This is a genomic window from Psychroserpens luteus, assembly GCF_015319355.1.
GTDB lineage: Bacteria > Bacteroidota > Bacteroidia > Flavobacteriales > Flavobacteriaceae > Psychroserpens > Psychroserpens luteus.
This window is the reverse complement of sequence record NZ_JADILU010000004.1, coordinates 480,342-501,442: the sequence shown is the minus strand read 5'-3', so window position 1 is coordinate 501,442 and position 21,101 is coordinate 480,342. Positions and strand designations below refer to the sequence as shown.

Below are 21,101 nucleotides of genomic sequence, written 5' to 3'. Positions count from 1 at the left end.
TTTCTTGAAAAAAAATATAATTTTTTTTGAAAAAACCTTTTGGTAATTAAAAATCTAGAGTATCTTTGCAGTCCAATAAATAGGGCAATTAGCTCAGTTGGTTCAGAGCACCTCGTTTACACCGAGGGGGTCGGGGGTTCGAATCCCTCATTGCCCACAAAAGCCCACAGTAATGTGGGCTTTTTTTATTTATAAGGGTCATTAACTCAGTTGGTTCAGAGTGTCACGTCGACAACGTGGAAGTCACTGGTTCGAATCCAGTATGACCCACATCAAGAAAAATCCTGATTTGTCAATTGACAAATCAGGATTTTTGTTTTTTTTAGATTCGTGAGTTGTAAGCTCAAACAAATTTTTAAAAAATGAAAAGTCTAAATGTGTCTGAGCACATTAGAACTCTATTTGTAGGAGTGAGTTTAATCTATTGATTTTTTTAAGAGGAAATTGAGTCTGTTTTGAAGGAAGTAGTATTCTTGCATTTTATAAAGCAATAATAAATACTATTTAATAATGATATCCATTTTTCTAACATGAACTATAGATTGAGTTCCTAATTTATTATGCTATCTAATTTAAACGCTTAGTTAATATAATTTTTTATTGATATTCAGGTCTTTTGTAAAAGTGTGATTTGTGTTTATATCAAATCGAGTACACGCTCTAAAGCCATGCCACGCGATCCTTTTATTAAGATTAATTGGTTTTCTAAATTAAAATTTTCGAAGTCATTCTTTAGATCATCAAAAGATTTAAAATAATAACTATCGGTGTTTTTAGATGTAATGTTATAAAAATTTTCTCCAACAAAAATTGCTTTATTTAACTTTAGGCTACTTGCAAAATCTGAAATACCTTGATGTTCTTCTTGAGCAGTATCACCTAATTCAAACATGTCTCCTAAAATAACAACCTTATTTTCATTGTTAAGTTGATTAAAATTGGAAAGTGCAGCAATCATACTAGATGGATTTGCATTATAAGCATCCAAAATAATTTGGTGTCCATCTTTTTCTACAATTTGAGAGCGATTATTATTTGGAATATAATTTTCTATAGCATCAATTATATCTTGTGTAGGAACTTTAAAGTGTTCTCCTAAGGCTATTGCAACACACACATTATTGTAATTATATGCGCCTGTAAGATGAGTTTTTATAGTTTGGTTTTTATAATTTAAAGCAATGTAAGGCTGCGATTCTATTAATTTAGATTGAGAGCCAATTTTTTTTGTATGAGTATAATTACCTACTTGTTTAAGTTGAAGTTCGTCATTTTGGTTAACAAAAATAGTTTTATTGTTGGCTTTTAAATAATCATAAAGTTCAGATTTTCCTTTAATAACACCTTCAAAACTTCCAAAACCTTCAAGATGAGCTTTTCCAAAGTTTGTAATCAATCCATAATCAGGTAAGGCTATATTACTAAGAAATTCAATCTCTTTTTGGTGATTTGCACCCATTTCAACAATACCGATTTCCGTAGAACTACTCATGCTTAAAAGCGTTAGTGGCACTCCAATATGATTGTTTAGATTTCCTATAGTAGCAATCGTGTTATAAGATTTAGAAAGCACTGCATTTATTAGTTCTTTTGTTGTTGTTTTTCCATTACTTCCTGTGATTGAAATTATAGGAATGTTTAGAGATTTCCGGTGAAATAAAGCTAAGTCTTGCAAAGCACTAAGCACATCTTCAACTAAAAGATATTGATCGCTTATTTTATAATCTGCTTCATCAATTATAGCAAAAGCAGCACCATTTTTAATGGCCTCTTTTGCAAATTTGTTTCCGTTAAAATTTCCGCCTTTGAGCGCAAAAAACATGCAATTTTTAGAGATTTTTCTAGTGTCTGTACAAGCAGATTGGCATTGTAAAAAATGCTCATGTAATATTTCTATAGTCATAGAATAAATGTAATAAAAAAGTCCTAATCATAATGATTAGGACTTTAAATTTATTTATAAGAAATGTATTAGTTTCTTTTCTTAGTTCCTTGAGATTTTGAACCTACTCTAGACATTGCACATCTAAACCCAATATAGTCTGTTGCCATATCTTGTGGGAAGTATCTACGTTGTGCAGGATCAATCCAGTATGCTCTATCTCTCCAAGAACCACCTTTGTAAACTCTAACTTCATCGTTAATTAAAGATGTTCTTTGGTTAGATGTATCAAATTCTTTAATTAAGTTTCCTAAAGAATCTCTTTGAACATTATGCTTAGGAGAGTTGTACATTTTGTTTGTTGTACTCTTAGATTCGTCTGCGTCTTCGTCAAAACTTTCGGCATATAGACGAGAAGATCTTGTATCTCCATCTCTAAAGTTAATGTTATCACTTTTATCAAAATTAGGTCTTAGATAAGTTTCATTTTCGTCAACAGGAACTTGTGCAATTTCACCAGGTAAATTTCTAGCAACAATTCTACCGTTACTTAGGGTGTCATATACAATTTCATCTGGAGTGATAACTTTTACAGTTCCATCTTCATTGATTGCGTTTTTGTAGTATACATTACCTCTAACATAGTTGAAATCGTTAAATTCATCATCAACAATAGGTCTGTAAACATCATAAACCCACTCGGCTACATTACCAGCCATATCATAAATACCATAATCGTTTGGTTCGTATGACATCACTTGAGCAGTAATATCTGCACCATCATCAGACCATCCAGCAATCCCACCGTAATCTCCTTTACCTTGTTTGAAGTTGGCTAATTGATCACCTTTAGTTTTACGTTTTCCTGATCTAGTATATTGACCATCCCATGGATATTTTTTACGTCCTCTATAAACGTTAAAGCTTCTTAATTCACTCATACCTAAAGCAGCGTATTCCCATTCTGCTTCAGTTGGTAATCTATAGTCTGGTGATATTAAACCAGATTCTCTACGAGCATATTGGTTAATTGTATCTCCAGCAGCAGTTGTTTGAACTCTACGTCTAGATTTTTCTGGATTAATGATAGAATCATTACCTCCATAAGTCATTGTTGGTGCGTTGATATAAGTATCAACATTAAAGTTACTATCTGCAGATGAGGTTAATTGAGAATCTCTCTCTAAGTAACCTGCTTCTTGCAATTTCATTTCTGCAACTCTATCTGTTCTCCAACTTGCAAATTCAACAGCTTGAATCCAACTGACACCTACAACAGGATATTCTCCATAACCAGGGTGACGTAAGTAATTTTCTGTCATCATTTCTGCATAACCTAAGCGGTTTCTCCATACTAATGTGTCAGGAAGCGCTCCTTGGTAAATTAATCTATAGTTTTCTTCTTCTGGCGGATAAGTTCGTTTGATCCAATCTAAGTATTCAGTATACATTATATTGGTAACTTCGCTTTCATCCATGTAAAATGATTGAATGTGCTGTTGATTTGGAGAATTATTCCAATCATGCATAACATCATCTTGTACTTTACCCATTGTAAAGGTTCCTCCTTCAACAAATACTAATCCTGGAGCAGTTTCTTGCTCTTGGAATTTGTCATTGTATTGGAAACCACCATTTTTGTCATTGATTTTCCAACCTGTAGCTCTTGATGTATTCTTTGAAGAGTTTCTACTACAACTAACAATTGTTAAAGATACAACTAGGGCTAATAGTATCCTTAGGTTTAAGACGTTTTTCATATCCATACTTTTAAGTAAGCTAATTAAATTTTAGAGACGCAATATAGTAATTAAAGGTAAACTTACAATACTTTTTACTAAAATCATGCAAAAAAAATTGCATTTCATCCCTTTTTTTATACAGAATAACGGACTTTTAGTCTGTTTATCGATGTATTTTGTCTTTAATAACGAACGATTAAATCAATTATTGTTGTAATTTTGAATAAAAAAGTTGCACTAAATAATATCACGACCTAATAGACGTTATTTAACTATGAAAAAATATTTACTCTTACCTTTTCTATTAATTGCATTTTTTGGTAATGCACAACAAAAACAATTTAATATTGATTGGGATGGTTTTACAGTTTTAGAGACACAAAATTCTAGCATTGAAATTCCTGCATTTGATAAAAAGCATTTTGGTTTTACTTATAAAAAAGGAATCACTTTTTTTTCTCTCTGGGATGAGTCTACATATATAGATGAAAGTTCTGTTGAACTTACTCAAGTATCATATGCAACTATAAGTGTTTCAGAATTAAAAGATTTACCATTATCTACAATACCAAATGCACCTCAAGTAAAATTGAAGAATGCTATAGAAAGAGATAACATATCTGCATATTTTGAAATTACTCCTATAGTTAATGATAGAGGTGTTTATAAAAAAATAACAGCTTTTACTGTAAATTATCAATATGGAAGTTTAGCTAATAGAACAAATTTAAACAATCAAGAGATTGTTAGTTCTGTACTAAGTACTGGAGAGTGGAAACGTTTTTATGTAGAAAAATCGGGAGTTTTTATACTTAATAAGAGTTTTTTAAACTCAATGGGAGTAAATACCAATGGAGATCCAAGAACAATAAAGCTGTTTGGGAATGGAGGTGCTATGCTTCCATTACCAAATAGTGAGCCTGCTCCAATTGATTTACAGGAGAATGCAATTCGGTTTATTGGTGGAGAAGATGGTGTTTTTAATGATAATGATTATATCTTGTTTTATGCTGAAGGACCTACCGAGTACAACCAAGAAAGTGATACAAACATAAATTTGTACGCAGATAAGTCCTATTATTACATTACTACTCAAGGTGGCTTCGGAAAACGTATAACTACATTAAATCAGCCAGAAGATGAAGCTTCTCTAGAAATTACAACATTTCAAGACTATCAATTTCATGAAGTAGATGAAAATAATTTAGGAAAAATTGGAAGACGTTGGTTTGGAGAACGCTTTGATGTTGAGAATGAAAAAGAATTTAATTTCAGTTTTCCAAATCTTATAACAACAGAGCCAGCCAAGGTTAGGGTTTTAGCAGCTGCGGTTAGTGAGACATCATCAAGTAGTATGCAGTTTGTTTTAAACGGAAACTTAGAAGCAACAATGGGTTTTAACGCTGTTGAAGATCCAATACTAGCCGATGGTAAATCAATTCAAAATGATTTTACACTTAATACAGAGGATGTAACAGTAAAACTCATTTACAATAACAATAGTAACCCATCTACTCAAGGTTATTTAGATTATATATCTATTGAAGCAACTAGAGGGTTGATTTTTGAAGGTACTCAATTTGTATTTAAAAATAATCAAGTAGCATTAAGTTCTGGAATCGTACAATACACGTTAACCAATGCAACAAATGTTCAAGAAGTTTGGGATATAACAGATAAGTATAATGTTAAAGCAGTAATAAATAGTGATCAAAATTCTACTTTAGTATTTAAAGACATTGCTGGATCTGCAAAAAAATATCTTACAGTTACTAGCTCAAATTATTTTCAACCATCAAGAGATGGTAACACTAGTGTTGCAAATCAAGATATAAAAGGAACTATTTTTAAAAATACTCAAGGCGAGTTTCAAGATATCGATTACATAATCATTGCAAATAACAATTATATTTCTCAAGCCAATAGATTAGCTCAAATAAATAGAGATCAGTATGGCTTAAATGTTAAAGTAGTTACGCTTAATGAAATTTACCAAGAATTTAGTTCTGGTAAACAAGATATAGCAGCGATAAGAAATATGGTGCAATATGTTTATCAAAATGCTAGTGAACCAAGTAAACGTTTAAAATATTTATGTTTGTTTGGTGATGCATCTTATGATTACAAAGACAGAATCTCTAACAACACTAATATTGTTCCTGTTTGGAATTCAACAGAAAGTTTCAGTTTAGTGTCCTCATTTATCTCAGATGATTTCTACGGAATGATGGACCAAAATGAGGGGGAAATGGAAGGATCAGAACTATTAGATATCGCTGTTGGAAGAATTCTAGCAGATACTCCTCAACGTGCCAAAGAATTAGTAGATAAAATAGAAGGCTATTATGGTGAAGAAGCTTTTGGTAGTTGGAGAAACAATGTCGTTACAATAGCTGATGATGTAGATAAAGCATGGGAAATAATATTAGAAACAACTACAGATGAAATAGCTAATGAAATCACAACCGAAAAACCTTTTATAAATGTTACTAAAATTCTAACAGACTCATATCAACAACAATCTTCAGCAAGTGGAGAACGATATCCATCAGTTAACGAGGCTATTAAAAATGCACTAGACGTGGGAGCACTAGTTGTTAATTATTTTGGCCATGGAGGAGAAGATGGGTTAGCTGCAGAACGTATATTTACAAAAGTAGATGCTCAAGAGATTAGAAACCTTTGTAAGTTTAATCTTTTTATTACAGTGACTTGTGAGTTTACTAAGTTTGATAATCCAAATAGACAAACATCTGGAGAATTTACATTTTGGAATAAAGAAGGAGGAGCAATAGGATTAATTACCACAACTCGACAAATATTTGTTACCGTAGGTGTAACAGTCAACGAAGAACTAGATGCATATTTATTTAGTTATGGATCTAATGATTATCCAACTATTGCTGAAGCACTAAGATTAACAAAAAATGATCCATCTGTTGTTGGTAATCCTCAAAAATCATTAGTTTTTTTTATTGGTGATCCTGCTATGAAGTTAGCATTTGCTAAGCCAGAAATTAGATTAACAGCTGTTAATGATGTCCCTGTAGCTCAACAAACAGAACCATTAAAAGCTTTAGACCGAGTTAAAATGTCTGGTGAGGTTTATGATACTTCAGGTAATTTTTTATCTAATTATAATGGTATTCTTACTGCAACTGTTATGGATAAAGAAATTGATAGGCAAACTTTGGGTAATAATGGAATAACAAGCAATGGAGATTTAATTATTTTAGATTTCAAAACACTTGGTGAAACGATGTTTAAAGGTCAAGCAACAGTAACTAATGGTAAATTTGATTTTGAATTTGTAGTACCTCGAGATATTGGTATTCCTATAGGTCAAGGAAAAGTTGGTTTCTATTCAAAACAAGATAATATATTAGATGATAAGTCTGGTTACAGTTTTGATATTCAAGTAGGAGGAATTAATGAAAATGCCGAAGAAGATAACATAGGACCTGTCATTAACTTATTTATGAATGACGAAAATTTTGTTTCTGGCGGAATCACAAATGAGCAGCCAGTACTTATTGCACGACTTCAAGACGATAATGGTATAAATACTGCGAGTGGAATTGGGCATGATATCACTTCAATTATTGATGGAGATGAAACCAATCCATTCATTTTAAATGATTATTATGAGGCTAGTGTTGATGATTATACCAACGGAAAACTAAGCTATCCTTTTAGAGATTTAGAACCAGGATTACATACATTAACTTTTAAAGCTTGGGATGTTTACAATAATGCTTCAAGTGCTCAAATAGAATTTAATGTGAGAGATAAGGACGAAGAATTAGTGATTACTAATGTCCTAAATTATCCAAATCCATTTATAGATTATACAGAATTTTGGTTCAATCACAATAGTTCTGATGTTTTAGACGTTTCAGTACAGATATTCACTGTATCAGGAAAAATAGTACGTACTTTAAATGGACAAACATCTGGAGGAGGAAAAATTACAAGTTCACTTTCCAAAGATATCGTTTGGGATGGAAGAGATGATTTTGGAGATAAAATAGGAAAAGGAGTCTACGTTTATAAACTAAAAGTGAGATCTAATAGTTTAAATAAACAAGTTGAAAAAATTGAAAAACTTGTCATACTATAATAATAAATTATATTTGCTTAATATATTATAAGTAGCAATACCTTAATATAAACATGAATTTAAATATGAAAAAGTACATTTTAGCCCTTGTTTCCCTCGTTGCAATTAATAATATTTATGCCCAAGAAGGACAAACTATAACATTTCCAAACCAATCTACAGTAATTACAACAGGTGTTCCTTTTATGCTCATTGCGCCAGATGCAAGATCTGCAGGTATGGGAGATATGGGTGTTGCAACTTCTGTAGACGCTTATTCACAACAATGGAATGCTGCTAAATATACATTCTCTGAAGCAAAATCAGGTATTGCAGTAAGTTATACACCATACTTAAGTAAATTGGTAAATGATATATCTATTGCATATCTAACTTATTTTAATAGAATTGATGATAGAAGTGCCTTTGGTGTTAGTTTTAAATACTTTGGTTTAGGTGAAATTGAAATTCGTCCAGATGAATTTTCAGAACCATTAATAGAAAAACCAAATGAATTCACAGTAGATGCTTCTTATTCTTTACGTTTAGCAGATCAATTTTCTATGGCTGTAGCATTACGTTATTTGCGTTCAGATTTAAGAATTCAAGCAGTAGATGCCAATGCAAGTGCAGCAGGTTCTTTTGGAGTTGATATTTCTGGTTTCTATCAAAGTGAAGAAGAAGCGTATGATAGTTTTAATGGTAGAACACGTTTAGGATTCGCTATCCAAAATTTAGGACCAAAAATCAAATATGATGATGGTGGTCGTGAAAACTTCTTACCAACGAATCTAAGATTAGGAGGAGGATTTGATTTTATATTTGATGAATACAATACATTATCTGTAACCGCAGAGGTCACTAAGCTTTTAGTGCCAACACCTCCTTTATATGGATTTGTTGATACTAATGGGGATGGAGAGCAAACCGATGATGATGCAACAACTGCAGATATTGATGAGGGTGAGCCAACAATCATTACAGGAGGTCAAGATAATAATGTAGATTTCTTATCAGGAGTTTTTCAATCTTTTGGAGATGCTCCAGGAGGATTTAGTGAAGAACTTAAAGAATTTACTTGGGCAATAGGAGCAGAGTATTTATATCAAGAATCATTTGCTTTTAGAGCAGGTTACTTTAATGAAAGCGACGATAAAGGAGCAAGAAAGTTTTTTGCAATGGGAGCTGGATTTAAATACACTACTATAAATATTGATTTATCATACTTGTTTTCGGCATCAAAAATCCAAAGTCCGTTAGAAAATACATTGCGTTTTTCTCTAACATTTAATTTTGGAGATGGAGAATACGATGAGTATTAATAGATCATATAATTCAACTAAAAAAAACTATTGTTATAACAGCAATAGTTTTTTTGGCTAAACTCGTTTTTGATGAAAGACATAAAAATAGAATCGACACTTACCATTTATGAAGACTATAACGAACTTCCGAAAAATGTAGCCTTATTGATGGATCAAGCCATAGAAATAAGACTCAAGGCTTATGCACCATATTCAAAATTTTTAGTTGGAGCAGCGATTTTATTAGATAATGGAGAAGTAATTACAGGAAACAACCAAGAGAATGCGTCGTATCCTTCTGGTTTATGCGCAGAGCGTACAGCAATTTATTATGCAGGAGCAAATTATCCAGAAGCAAAGATTGTGATGATGGCATTAACTGCAGGTTCTCAAAAACAACCAACAACATCTCCAATTCCACCATGTGGAGCATGTAGGCAATCAATTTCAGAATATGAAGTCAAACAAGATTTGCCTATAGAAATCTACTTTATGGGTGTTTCAGGGAAAGTTGTGAAATCAAACTCACTTGCTAATTTGTTGCCTTTAGGCTTCGATAGGAGTTTTCTATAACGATTTCGTAATAAATTTACGTTTTTCGGTTTTTTCATTACTAACTAAAGTGTTACTTTTGTTATTCGCTTGTTTCAATTTTTAGATTGAAACCTTATAGTGATGTCGCAAGAGTATTAATCTTGAGTATTATTTTAGACACAAATAATAAACTAAATGCAAAAAATCACAAAAGAAGTTTACCTTAAATGGTATGAGGACATGATGTTATGGAGAAAGTTTGAAGACAAGCTTGCTGCAGTATACATTCAACAAAAAGTAAGAGGATTTCTTCACTTGTATAATGGTCAAGAAGCTGTTTTAGCTGGTGCACTTCATGCGATGGACTTGACTAAAGATAAGATGATAACCGCTTATAGAAATCATGTTCAGCCAATAGGTATGGGAGTTGATCCTAAACGTATTATGGCAGAATTGTACGGTAAGGCAACTGGTACCTCTAAAGGTTTAGGTGGATCAATGCATATATTTTCAAAAGAACACCGTTTTTATGGTGGTCATGGTATCGTTGGAGGTCAAATTCCTTTAGGAGCAGGTATTGCATTTGGTGATAAATATCATGATGTAGATGGCGTAACAATATGTTGTTTTGGAGATGGAGCAGCACGTCAAGGATCATTACACGAAACGTTTAATTTAGCCATGCTTTGGAATTTACCTGTAGTCTTTGTTTGTGAAAACAATGGTTACGCAATGGGAACTTCTGTAGCACGTACTGCTAACCATACAGATATTTGGAAACTAGGTTTAGGATATGAAATGCCTTGTGGACCAGTAGATGGAATGAATCCTATAAAAGTAGCAGAGGCTTTTGATGAAGCAATTACAAGAGCAAGATCTGGAGGAGGACCAACATTCTTAGAAGTTAAGACATACCGTTATAGAGGTCACTCAATGAGTGATGCGCAACATTATAGAACTAAAGATGAAGTTGCAGAGTACAAGAAAATTGACCCTATTACTCAAGTTAAAGACATTATTCTAGAAAATAAATATGCTACAGAAGCCGATTTAAAAACTATAGATAAACGTGTTAAAGCATTAGTCGCAGAGTGTGAGAAATTCGCAGAAGAATCTCCATATCCTGAAAAGAATGTCATGTACGACGCAGTTTACGAACAAGAAGATTATCCATTCATACAACACAAAATATAAGCTATGGCAGAAGTAATTAACATGCCTCGTTTGAGCGATACGATGGAAGAAGGAACTGTTGCTGCTTGGTTAAAGAAAGTAGGCGACAAAGTTGAAGAAGGCGATATTTTAGCAGAAATAGAAACCGATAAGGCAACTATGGAGTTTGAATCCTTCAACGAAGGAACTTTGCTTTATATTGGAATTCAAGAAGGCGAAACCGCTAAGGTGGACACACTTCTGGCCATCATTGGTGAAGAAGGTGAAGATATTTCTCAGTATTTAGGTGATAATGCTTCGGAAGCTAAAGCACAAGAGGATGATCAATCTTCTTCCGAAGAAAAAGAAGAAAAACAATCAGAAGGAGCTGAAGAAAGTAAATCATCTTCCGAAGAAAATAATAATAAAGAACAAGCACTGCCTGAAGGTGTAATCGTTGTAACCATGCCACGTTTAAGTGACACTATGGAAGAAGGAACGGTTGCCACTTGGTTAAAAAAGGTAGGTGATAAAGTAGAAGAAGGTGATATTCTTGCAGAAATTGAAACCGATAAGGCAACAATGGAGTTTGAATCTTTCCAATCAGGAACACTCTTATATATTGGTTTAAACGAAGGAGATTCTGCAAAAGTAGATTCATTATTAGCAATTATTGGTCCTGCAGGAACAGATGTTGCTGGTATTGCTAAAAACTTTAAAGTAGCAGGTTCGTCTTCCGAAGAAAAAGCTTCAACAAGCTCAGTTTCTGAAGATAAATCTTCTAAACAGGAACCAAAGAAAGAAGCTCCAAAAGCTGAAACTAAAAAAAGTAAGCCTGTCATTCAGAGCGTTAGCGAAGAATCTCACTCAAATTCAAACGATAGAATCCATGTATCTCCATTAGCTAGAAAAATGGCAGAGGAGAAAGGGATTAACTTATCTCAAATAAAAGGAAGCGGTGAAAATGGACGTATAGTTAAACGCGATATCGAAAATTATACACCTGCTCAAGCTGGAACTCAAGTTGGTAAATTTGTGCCATCAGGACAAGAAGATTTTGATGAGGTTCCAAATTCAAACATGCGTAAAGCAATCGCTAAAAACTTAGCGAAATCTAAATTTACTGCACCTCATTATTATTTAAATGTGGAGTTTGATATGGAAAATGCAATGGCTTTTAGAGTGCAATATAATTCTATACCAGACACAAAAATATCATTTAATGATATGATTGTTAAAGCTTGCGCATTAGCATTAAAACAACATCCGCAAGTGAATTCTCAGTGGTTTGATGATAGAATGCAACTTAATAATCACGTTCATATTGGTGTTGCAGTTGCAGTTCCTGACGGTTTATTAGTGCCAGTAGTGAAATTTGCCAATGAACAAAGTTTACCACAAATTGGTGCAGCTGTTAGAGAATATGCTGGTAAAGCAAGAAATAAAAAACTATCATTGGATGAAATGGAAGGTAGTACATTTACCATTTCTAATTTAGGAATGTTTGGTATTGAAAGTTTTACTTCAATTATCAATCAACCAAATTCTGCCATCTTATCTGTTGGTGCAATTGTGGCTAAGCCTGTTGTTAAAGACGGACAAGTAGTAGCAGGAAACACTATGAAATTAACGTTAGCATGTGATCATAGAACTGTTGATGGTGCAACAGGATCACTATTTCTTCAAACCTTAAAAGGGTATATCGAGAATCCTGTGACGATGTTAGTATAAATTCTAAATAGTATTCATTCTGTATTTTATACGGAATCTATTATAATATAATCCTGATTTGATAATATTTCAAGTCAGGATTTTTTTATCTTTAAACTCAAATAAATCTTAAATGAAAAATATAATTTCAATATTTGCAATCGCATTACTATTAATCTCTTGTGGAACTAAACCAAATGTTAAAGATGGAGAGCCAATTACTATAACTCAAAGTTCAATCCAAAAGAGTATGGAGTTCTTAGCTTCAGATGAGTTAAATGGAAGAGCAACAGGAACTCCAGGTATTGAGAAAGCTGCTGTTTATATTGAAAATTATTTAAAAGAAAATGGGATCAAACCTTATTTTGAAACGTATAGAGATGACTTCGAATTTGTAAATCAAAGAGCAGCAAATCCTACACCAATTAAAGGATTTAATATTGTTGGTGTTATTGAAGGCAATGATCCAAAACTTAAAAACGAGTATATCATTCTTGGAGGACATTATGACCATATTGGTCAAGGCAAAGAAGTTGATGGTGATACTATAGCTAATGGAGCCAATGACGATGCTTCTGGTACTATTGCTGCAATGGAGTTTGGACGTTATTTTGCTAAGACTAAAACGAATAAACGTAGTATTCTAATCACTTTATATTCTGCGGAAGAAATGGGACTTAAAGGTTCTGGTCATTTAGCTGAAAGATTAAAGAAAGAAGATGTTAACGTTTATACGATGATTAACTTTGAAATGATTGGAGTACCAAGAGAAGGAAAACCTTTTGCTTATATGAGTGGATACAATCGTTCTAATTTTGCACCAATTTTAAATCAATATGCTGGTGAGGAAGTAGTTGGCTTTTTTCCGAAGGCACAAGAAATGAATCTCTTCTTTAGATCAGATAATTTTCCGTTTTATAAAGAATTAGAGATTCCAGCACATGCTATATCTACATTTGATTTCACGAATTTTGATTATTATCACCATGTAGATGATGAAGCAGAACAAATGGATTATGTTCATATGGCAAATTTTATGAATACAATGATTCCTGCTTTAGAAGGCATGATGAATGCACCTACTAAAGAAGTTGTTTTAAATGAAGAGTAAAAATATAATCATCACAGGAACAAGTCGTGGTATTGGTTTTGAGTTAGTACATTTATTCGCTAATCAAGGTCATAATGTATTGGCATTATCTAGAAATGCGCAGCCAGTTAATAATCTTCAGTTTGATAATATTTCATCTTTTGCATTTGACTTATGCCAAGAAGAGGATTATAAAAAAGTAGAGACATTTATTCAAGACGAATGGAAGCATGTTGATATTCTAATCAATAATGCAGGTATGTTGCTCAACAAACCATTTGCAGAAACGTCATTTAAAGACTTTTCTAAAGTATATGAAACCAATGTGTTTGGTGTTGCAGAAATGACAAGAGTTGTATTGCCTTTTATGAAAAGTGATGGACATGTCATTACTATAAGTTCAATGGGTGGAATCCAAGGTAGTATGAAATTTCCTGGATTAGCAGCTTACAGTTCTAGTAAAGGAGCAGTAATCACGCTCACAGAGTTACTTGCAGAAGAATATAAAGAAACAGGACCACAATTTAACGTGTTAGCCTTAGGAGCAGTGCAAACCGAAATGCTTAAAGAAGCATTCCCAGATTATCAAGCACCAACAACTGCTTTGGAAATGGCAACTTATATCAACGAGTTTTCTCTAAATGGAAATAAGTTTTATAATGGTAAGGTTTTGCAGGTTTCTAATTCTACGCCTTAAACTCTATGTGCCTTGCATGATAAAAACAGTTTTATCAAAGTCCTTATTTTTTAAATCTTCTTTTGTGATTCCGAAATAACAATTTGAATAGCCTATTTTTTCAAATATATCATACATAGGAAATGAGAATAAATTGATAAACTCTGGTCTTATGTTTTCTACTTTTTCTCGTTGTATTGGATCTTGAAAATCAGTAATATCTAAATAGGAAAGTGCCCAATCAAAGTCGGCTCCATATTGCATTGGGCAAGGTGTTCCTAAAATCATTTGTTCTTCACATTCATAATTATCATAATCACTTATAAGTTGATCGTAAATAGCAGCATCATCCGAATTTAAATCTGCTACGTCATAAGCTGAACATTCTATGGTTGGCGGAATTTGAAATATCAACTCAAAGTCTATTGGACTTGGCTTAAACTGGTATACCTTAACTAAATCTTTTGGGAATTTGGTTGCCTTTAAATCGATCAAAGGTTTGTCTAAATACAGAACCTTGTAATCTGCGTTCTCTTTTTTATACTCATATTCTGCTCCATAGTCACCTTCAGGAGCTTCAAAATAACTAAAGAAGTATAAAAAGCCTGTTTTTGGCAGTAAGTTTTCTTGATCAAAATTGGCAATGTCATTTAAATTCAGTTGTGCAAAAAACACCATTGAATGTCCTTCAGATTTTGGCCACTCTGTACCTTCTGGTAAGTCTGGAGTACCACCAAACTTTGATGCGCCTATTTTTTGGTTTCTACCAGTACGCATTACGATTACTGGTTCAACTATACTTTTAATTTTATTGGGTTCACTCCATTTATGCTTTAGAATAGTCTCAGTAAAGGCTTCTTTTTTTTGTTCATATACTTCTAACGAGCTTTGAGCAAAACACCCAAATACCATTAGTGATACTATTAAACTCAATAAAAATTGTACATGTGTTTTCATAATTGTTATGGTTTTCCTGAAAGTGATAAAAACAAAATTTCTCTCGATATTTGTGTTTTACCATCTAGCTCAATGGGTTCGCTTTTAATCATCACACCAATCGAATCTTTAAAAGTTTTTGATGGTGATATTACTGTGAATTTTAAACTTAACAACTCTTGAGTATTTGTTAACGGTCTAGGCTTTCCTTTTATTTTGACATCAGATATTGTGAATCCTTTAGGGTAGTTTAAAGCTGCTAAACTGTCTAAGGTGAAATTTCGAAGCTGTAAAATAATATCATCTTCAAACTCTGGATGTTCTTGTTTGAGTTGGATTAGATTCATATACTCTTCCAGTTTTTTGATGCTTATAGCTTCCGAAGAAAGCATTACTCTATCAAAGTCATTTTCGTCTTTTACAGACATCACTTCCATATCTGTACTCTCCATTTTCATAGCCTCATTGTTCTTACAAGTCATAAAAGAAAAAAGGAGTAATATGTATAGTGTCTTTTTCATTTCACTGTGAATTTTAAGGTTTTGATTTGATTGTTTTCATAGCTTTTATCTAAAACCTTAATTTTTTTAAGCGTTTTTGTCGGAATAGTCAACAGCCTTACGAAATCTTCCTTAGTGTAAATTTCAACACCTATATTATCTTCATAAAATCTATAAATTTGAGCATCATTATGTATTAACTGTTGTAATTTATGCTTGTGCTTTTTCCAGTCTTTTACATTTCCGCTGGTATAATATTTCAAAACCAACGCATAATCATCACTTTGAAGTTTTATGGATTGATGTTCATTTTTATCGATAGATCTCACAATCGTATCAGTTTTATAATAAGGAGAGTATACTACAAATGTGATTTTGTCACTTTTGGTCTCATAATTAAAGCAGCCCAAACTATCGGTTTTAAAGTATAAAGGAGATTGATCGTCTTGTAATACTTTTATATCTATTTGATTGACAATAGTCGAGTTTAAGTCATCATTAAAACAAAATTTAAATTCATTTTTAGAATTCATTGTCACCATAAATACAATGGTTATTGGTATAAAAATGATTAACCAACTTAATTTTTTTACTGAATTTGATTTTTTTTCTTCGGAAATGTGAGAAGCTTTAAACGCATGCCAATTTTCAAACCCAACATAACTACTCAACAAATTGAGCATATCTACTCGAGGTAATTTTGAACTCTCGTTTTTAAAATAGGTGTAAAACCATTTTTCACTGACTTTACCTTTTACTTCTTGAAATAAATCTTCCTGAAACATGACAATAGTATCACCATTCCAATCCTTAACATCTGAAGGAGCGCTATGGTTTTCCAAGAATTTGGAAATTACAGCACTTTTAAGTTGTTGAAATTGATATGTTTCTTCCGAATTCAGTTTAATGTAATTGTTTGATTTTTAATAATTTGAGAATTGCAAAACAGTTTACAACGGGTTTACAAGTCCTTTACAAGCCTAAACTGTATTCACACTTTAGATTTGTTTCATAATCATTAAAAATATAAAATTATGAATGTAATGTTAGACAAATCAAGAATTAAATTCCTAATCATTTTCACTGTGATCTTCTCTTTTATAGGATGTCAACAGAATAGAATGAACTACAAAGAAAGCATAGAAGTGGCAAGCACAGATATCAACGAGGATTATGAGTCTGTAATCAAAAATGATGATACAGCTCTAAAATCTGATATTGGAGACAATGAGATTCCGAAGCATTTAAAAATCATTAAATCTGCTACAGCGAGATACAAAGTTGACAATGTAAAGTTAGCCACTCGAAACATTAAAAAGATTGCAGCAAGGTATGACGCTTACATTTCAGATCTTAGATACACCAACGATTTATATAAAAAAGAGAATCGGTTTACGATTAAAATTCCGCAACAACATTTTGATTCTATGATGGATTCTATTGGCTACATCGTTGATTTTGTAGAATACGAAAACATAACAACTAAAGATGTTACTGAAGAATATGTGGATATTCAAACCCGATTAAACACCAAGTTAGAAGTTAAATCTAGATATGAAACCATCTTGCGTAGAAATGCCAAAACAGTTGAAGATATATTGGCAACAGAAGAGAAACTACGTGTTATTCAAGAAGAAATAGAATCTGCACAAGGACGATTAAAATACTTGTCAAATAAGGTGTCATACAGTACAATTCAAATTGATTTGTATGAAACTGTTGCATACACAGAAGAACCAGAAAGCTATTCCAAAACATTTTTATCTAAAAGTAAAGAGGGACTAAGCTTTGGTTGGAGTGCTATTGAAGTTTTTGTTATTGGACTCATGTATTTATGGCCTTTGGTTATTATTAGTGTTGTCGTGTTTTTATTAATTAGAAAAAGATTAAGAAAAAGAAAAACTGCTTAGAGATTTTTAATTGGGTTTGGATATTCGTAAATATATTCAAACCCAATATATTATTTTATAGTAGAATTCTCTAAAATTAATTATTTAAATAATTGTTCTAAAAATAAACACAATCCAACATGAATCCAAAATTCTGGGCTGTGTGTGGTTGGCAACCCTTTTATTAATGTTCTATGACATGTCCAAAAGAACCAATTGTTATGGGATAGTCGTTGTTTTCAATATTTTGATATTTTTTATTCAATATTACTTTTTCTATTTTTTTGGGTTCAAAATCACTTACATGAGTTTCATTTAACTCAACTCCTTTTATTTGTGAAAATAATACATTCTGAAATACTTTATATTCATCTGAATCGTATGAAATAAAGTGTCTCAAATTCCCATCTTGTGCGAAGTCATTTATAGAGGTTATCAAGACATTCACAGTGTCATTCGTTTTTTTTGAAACCACAAGGGCTTTAATATAATATTCAAGATTAGTATTTAAATCTGGAGACGTTGGAGCGTATATGATTTCAACTAATTCTCCGTTGCTTAGTGCGTTTTTATTAATATTAAATTCACTAATATGTTGTTCTTCGTAAGAACTACAACTGCATAAAGCCACTAAAGACAACAATAATATATTTACTTTTTTCATGTCATCTGTTTTACAAAGTAGTTCTATATCTCATGACTATTTTATGAGAATTGGTGGTTTTTTGATGATAATAGATAATGCTTTTATCTACAGTAAGCGTGGGAGCTTCAATTAAATTTGCAATAGTTTCCGAAAATAAAACTTTTGGTATTGAAAACTTTGAAGACGCATTACTTCTAACAGCAACGCATATTTGAAAAGCTGTACTTGAAGTAATTTGCCCTTTTAAATATCTTGTGAAATATAATTCTAGATTATCGCTACTTATACAAGGTGCATAATAAATATAATTTGTATCATTAATGTTCTGTAAGATTGAAGAAGAATTTGGAAGCGTACTAAATGTTGTAGCATTGACTTTTTGTGCAATTCCTAATGTTGTTTCGCAAGGACCTTGACAATTTGTGTCATCAAATCTTGCATTGTTGAAATATAGAAATTCTCCGTCTAAACTTATTCCGTGATCCATAACAAGCCAACCAGGAGTGTTCATATTAAAATCACCTTGCACTCTTGCTATAGTGTTCACATTTCCGGAGTTAAAAGTTCCGTGAAATAGGTTGTTTAATTCGGTAGGATAATTTCTTGTTGATGTCCAATAAAAATCCCCATTAATATCCATATCTGCAACTGCGTCTAAATGTGGTGATGTGGTTTGATTTGTTCCCATTAATTCTCCAACATAATTAAATGTCGAATCATTAATCTTAGTTGCATAATAAAGTTTTGTATTTATACCATCATTTAAATTATTAAAGAATAGATAGTTTTCATCAGGAGATAGAAATGGTTCCATAGCATCAAATGACAAACCATTAATAGTGACTTCAATTTCAGAACCAAATGAAGGATATGTTAGAGACTCACTATCATCATTTGAAGAGCAAGACATTAGTAATAATGAGATGCATATGATTTTAAAAAGAACTTTCATTTGTTAGGTGTTAGTTACGCGTCTTTGATATGAAAGTAAGTTAGTAAATTGATAACTAACCAGAGAAAAATTATAAGTATTTATGAAAGTTGTGAGAACAAGAAACTATTTATAGTAAATATATTTATGTTTTTTCAGCAGAAACTCACTCCAGCTTTTGTAAAAATATCTTGCAGTTCCTTTTCTATTGGAAACGGTTTTAAGGGAGCAACATTAGCTCCTCCAGGATTTCCAACTGGAATTTTGCCAACAAATGATTTTACGCCTCCAAAAATCAAACGTGGTATTTGTCCGAGGATTTCTTTTCCATTTTTAATTTTAAACCCGAACTGTAACATTTTCCAATGTACCAATGTATGAGCGTAAGGATATTTTTGTCCAATGATGTGAGCTCTTTCCAAATGGCGCCAAGCACTTTTTAAATTTTGGTTTGAGTATTCAATTTGGTATTTTTCTAATTCTGTATTGTAATATGGTTTTAGTCCTTTTGGAAGTGAAGTGTGAAATTTCATATGAGTTTATTTTGTGCTCTTAATACTATAAAACCCATTTGTATTAAGTCTTTATGCTAAGATAAAATTCCTGCTAACAATTGTGTTCATTCTATAATTTCGTAGTCAATACTTAATTTTCGTAAAGCTCTTAAAGCTGAGCCTGAGTTTTTATCTTCTACTTCAATATCTACAGCGTCACCTTCTAAGAGGATCTCTGTGAGTTCATTAGATAATGATTCCCCTACGTTAGATGAGATTTCTGCAATACATTTGGCTATTGCTCTTCTATCTGGTCTTTGAGCATCACAAGACAATAAGTTTAATTTCATAATAATTATTTATTAATGCAATAGATTAGAGTTGAGACTAGTCTGTATTATATTTAAATCATTATTTTGATGACTTACAACCAGTTGCTAAACACTAAAGATATACAACTTAAATAGACAAGCAAAGATTACTCATCCCTATATTCATTATAGTTAATCCCAACACCATAATTATTAAGGTTGGTTTTTAGTAGACTAGATTCTATACCATTACCTTTTTTAAACTGTACCCAATTATTACCACTAATAAAAACACGTTTAATATATGTGTTGTATGAATTAATCTCATTTGTAAAAGGTAACAATGGCCTAAAATTGGTTGGTATTTTTACCATTCCGCTTTTGCCTTTAATTTCCTTGTATTTTTTATTAGGTAATAGTTTTCCATTATGATCTGTATAGCCTAAAACTTGCAGAGAGACAAAAAAACCATCTTCTGGAATAAATAAATCATATTCAGAAACATCCAACTCAAACTCGTCTCCATTTTTCTCTGTAGCTCTAAATATGATGTTTTTATAAGTCATTACATCTCCTGGAAGGCCATTATTATTTTTGTAGAATTTAACCTTAAATAGGGTTGAGAATTTCCGTTTGTCTGCATTAGCACGTTTACGCTTTTTCCAATCTCTTGACTCAAGCGTAATAGGAAATAAAACAGACGTGATTTTTTTGAGTTTCTCATTTCCGTTAGGGAAAAAAACAGCAATTTCACTTTCTACAGTCGGTAGCCAACATTTATAATAGTCATCGTCTAAATAGGGTTTTATCGTTTCCTTTTTAAACTTTCTATCAATTTTAGCAGTGATAATGACTTCATCTAGTTTATTAATATCTATCTGCATTTCTATAACCTTAGGTAAATTAGCGGTTGCTAAGGCTAGATCTTTATAACCAAGAGATGAAATAAATAGGGAATCTACATCTTTGTATAGCTTTTTGGTAAAAATAAATAGACCATCATCATCTGCAAATAAGCCTTGACCATCTCCAAAAGAAATGGTTGCATAGGATACAGGATATTTGGTTTCTGAATCTATGATTTTAGTTTGAGCAGATACATTAATCGCAAAAAGCAAGAGACATAGGTAGATTGTGATAATTGTATTCTTCATTTTAGGGCAAACTTTACATTTGCACTAAAGATACAATTAAGTTTATGTAAA

General features: G+C 32.1%; 18 protein-coding genes and 2 tRNA genes. 10 read left to right on the top strand and 10 right to left on the bottom strand.

Translation table 11 applies throughout. From position 1 onward, the window contains the following. Window positions 1-82 precede the first annotated feature (82 nt). Window positions 83-157: transfer RNA gene (locus IM744_RS12135), tRNA-Val, on the top strand. 38 nt (window positions 158-195) lie between these two features. Further along, window positions 196-270, top strand: a tRNA-Val gene (locus tag IM744_RS12130). A 367-nt stretch (window positions 271-637) separates the two neighbouring features. Here IM744_RS12130 and IM744_RS12125 read toward each other — a convergent pair. Together IM744_RS12125 and gldJ are read right to left on the bottom strand one after the other, a co-directional pair. After that, entirely contained in the window at window positions 638-1,903 is a 1,266-nt protein-coding gene (locus IM744_RS12125) for a UDP-N-acetylmuramoyl-tripeptide--D-alanyl-D-alanine ligase (protein WP_194508398.1), read from the bottom strand. Window positions 1,904-1,971: 68 nt separating this feature from the next. After that, window positions 1,972-3,648 carry a gliding motility lipoprotein GldJ gene (gene gldJ, locus IM744_RS12120; protein ID WP_194508397.1) on the bottom strand — a complete coding sequence of 559 codons (1,677 nt, stop codon included), beginning with the start codon at window positions 3,646-3,648 and terminating at the stop codon, window positions 1,972-1,974. A gap of 250 nt (window positions 3,649-3,898) precedes the next feature. Here gldJ and porU point away from each other — a divergent pair, with 250 nt between their 5' ends. The 7 genes from porU (at window position 3,899) to IM744_RS12085 (ending at window position 14,210) form a co-directional block, all read left to right on the top strand. After that, a complete protein-coding gene (gene porU / locus IM744_RS12115) occupies window positions 3,899-7,744 on the top strand; it encodes a type IX secretion system sortase PorU (RefSeq protein ID WP_194508396.1) in 3,846 nt (1,281 codons plus the stop codon). A gap of 65 nt (window positions 7,745-7,809) precedes the next feature. Further along, window positions 7,810-9,045: a type IX secretion system outer membrane channel protein PorV gene (gene porV / locus IM744_RS12110; RefSeq protein ID WP_194508395.1), complete on the top strand. Its 1,236-nt coding sequence runs from the start codon at window positions 7,810-7,812 to the stop codon at window positions 9,043-9,045. A gap of 72 nt (window positions 9,046-9,117) precedes the next feature. Further along, window positions 9,118-9,600 carry a cytidine deaminase gene (gene cdd / locus IM744_RS12105; protein WP_194508394.1) on the top strand — a complete coding sequence of 161 codons (483 nt, stop codon included), beginning with the start codon at window positions 9,118-9,120 and terminating at the stop codon, window positions 9,598-9,600. A gap of 156 nt (window positions 9,601-9,756) precedes the next feature. Beyond that, window positions 9,757-10,755 carry a pyruvate dehydrogenase (acetyl-transferring) E1 component subunit alpha gene (gene pdhA, locus IM744_RS12100; protein WP_194508393.1) on the top strand — a complete coding sequence of 333 codons (999 nt, stop codon included), beginning with the start codon at window positions 9,757-9,759 and terminating at the stop codon, window positions 10,753-10,755. Between the two features lie 3 nt (window positions 10,756-10,758). Next, on the top strand, window positions 10,759-12,444 hold the full coding sequence (locus tag IM744_RS12095) for a pyruvate dehydrogenase complex dihydrolipoamide acetyltransferase (protein WP_194508392.1): 1,686 nt from the start codon (window positions 10,759-10,761) through the stop codon (window positions 12,442-12,444). A gap of 112 nt (window positions 12,445-12,556) precedes the next feature. Next, complete coding sequence (locus tag IM744_RS12090) at window positions 12,557-13,534, top strand: M28 family peptidase (RefSeq protein WP_194508391.1); 978 nt, start codon at window positions 12,557-12,559, stop codon at window positions 13,532-13,534. Next, entirely contained in the window at window positions 13,524-14,210 is a 687-nt protein-coding gene (locus IM744_RS12085; RefSeq protein WP_194508390.1) for an SDR family NAD(P)-dependent oxidoreductase, read from the top strand. Before IM744_RS12090 ends, IM744_RS12085 begins: the two co-directional genes overlap by 11 nt. Before the next feature lie 3 nt (window positions 14,211-14,213). Here the strand turns inward: IM744_RS12085 and IM744_RS12080 are convergent, their stop codons facing one another. From IM744_RS12080 to IM744_RS12070, 3 genes are read right to left on the bottom strand one after another with little or no spacing between them, the layout of a single operon-like run. Beyond that, window positions 14,214-15,146: a DUF1963 domain-containing protein gene (locus IM744_RS12080; protein ID WP_194508389.1), complete on the bottom strand. Its 933-nt coding sequence runs from the start codon at window positions 15,144-15,146 to the stop codon at window positions 14,214-14,216. A gap of 5 nt (window positions 15,147-15,151) precedes the next feature. Then, window positions 15,152-15,646 (bottom strand): hypothetical protein, encoded by a 495-nt coding sequence (locus IM744_RS12075; protein ID WP_194508388.1) that lies wholly within the window; start codon window positions 15,644-15,646, stop codon window positions 15,152-15,154. Next, complete coding sequence (locus tag IM744_RS12070; protein ID WP_194508387.1) at window positions 15,643-16,467, bottom strand: lipocalin/fatty acid-binding family protein; 825 nt, start codon at window positions 16,465-16,467, stop codon at window positions 15,643-15,645. The genes IM744_RS12075 and IM744_RS12070 overlap by 4 nt, the downstream gene beginning before the upstream one ends. Before the next feature lie 279 nt (window positions 16,468-16,746). Between IM744_RS12070 and IM744_RS12065 the strand changes: the two genes are divergently transcribed. Then, on the top strand, window positions 16,747-17,535 hold the full coding sequence (locus IM744_RS12065; protein WP_194508386.1) for a DUF4349 domain-containing protein: 789 nt from the start codon (window positions 16,747-16,749) through the stop codon (window positions 17,533-17,535). Window positions 17,536-17,698: 163 nt separating this feature from the next. On the opposite strand, the gene IM744_RS12060 is transcribed toward IM744_RS12065, so the two are convergent. The 5 genes from IM744_RS12060 to IM744_RS12040 form a co-directional block, all read right to left on the bottom strand. Continuing rightward, window positions 17,699-18,178, bottom strand: a complete 480-nt coding sequence (locus tag IM744_RS12060) for a hypothetical protein (RefSeq protein ID WP_194508385.1) — start codon at window positions 18,176-18,178, stop codon at window positions 17,699-17,701. A 10-nt stretch (window positions 18,179-18,188) separates the two neighbouring features. Next, window positions 18,189-19,112: a hypothetical protein gene (locus IM744_RS12055; protein ID WP_194508384.1), complete on the bottom strand. Its 924-nt coding sequence runs from the start codon at window positions 19,110-19,112 to the stop codon at window positions 18,189-18,191. A gap of 134 nt (window positions 19,113-19,246) precedes the next feature. Continuing rightward, window positions 19,247-19,624: a DUF3703 domain-containing protein gene (locus tag IM744_RS12050; protein WP_194508383.1), complete on the bottom strand. Its 378-nt coding sequence runs from the start codon at window positions 19,622-19,624 to the stop codon at window positions 19,247-19,249. Window positions 19,625-19,710: 86 nt separating this feature from the next. Beyond that, the gene (locus IM744_RS12045; protein ID WP_194508382.1) at window positions 19,711-19,935 is read right to left on the bottom strand and encodes a hypothetical protein; all 225 of its coding nucleotides are present in this window, start codon (window positions 19,933-19,935) and stop codon (window positions 19,711-19,713) included. A 128-nt stretch (window positions 19,936-20,063) separates the two neighbouring features. Further along, complete coding sequence (locus IM744_RS12040) at window positions 20,064-21,050, bottom strand: peptidase associated/transthyretin-like domain-containing protein (protein WP_206694488.1); 987 nt, start codon at window positions 21,048-21,050, stop codon at window positions 20,064-20,066. Window positions 21,051-21,101: the final 51 nt, after the last annotated feature.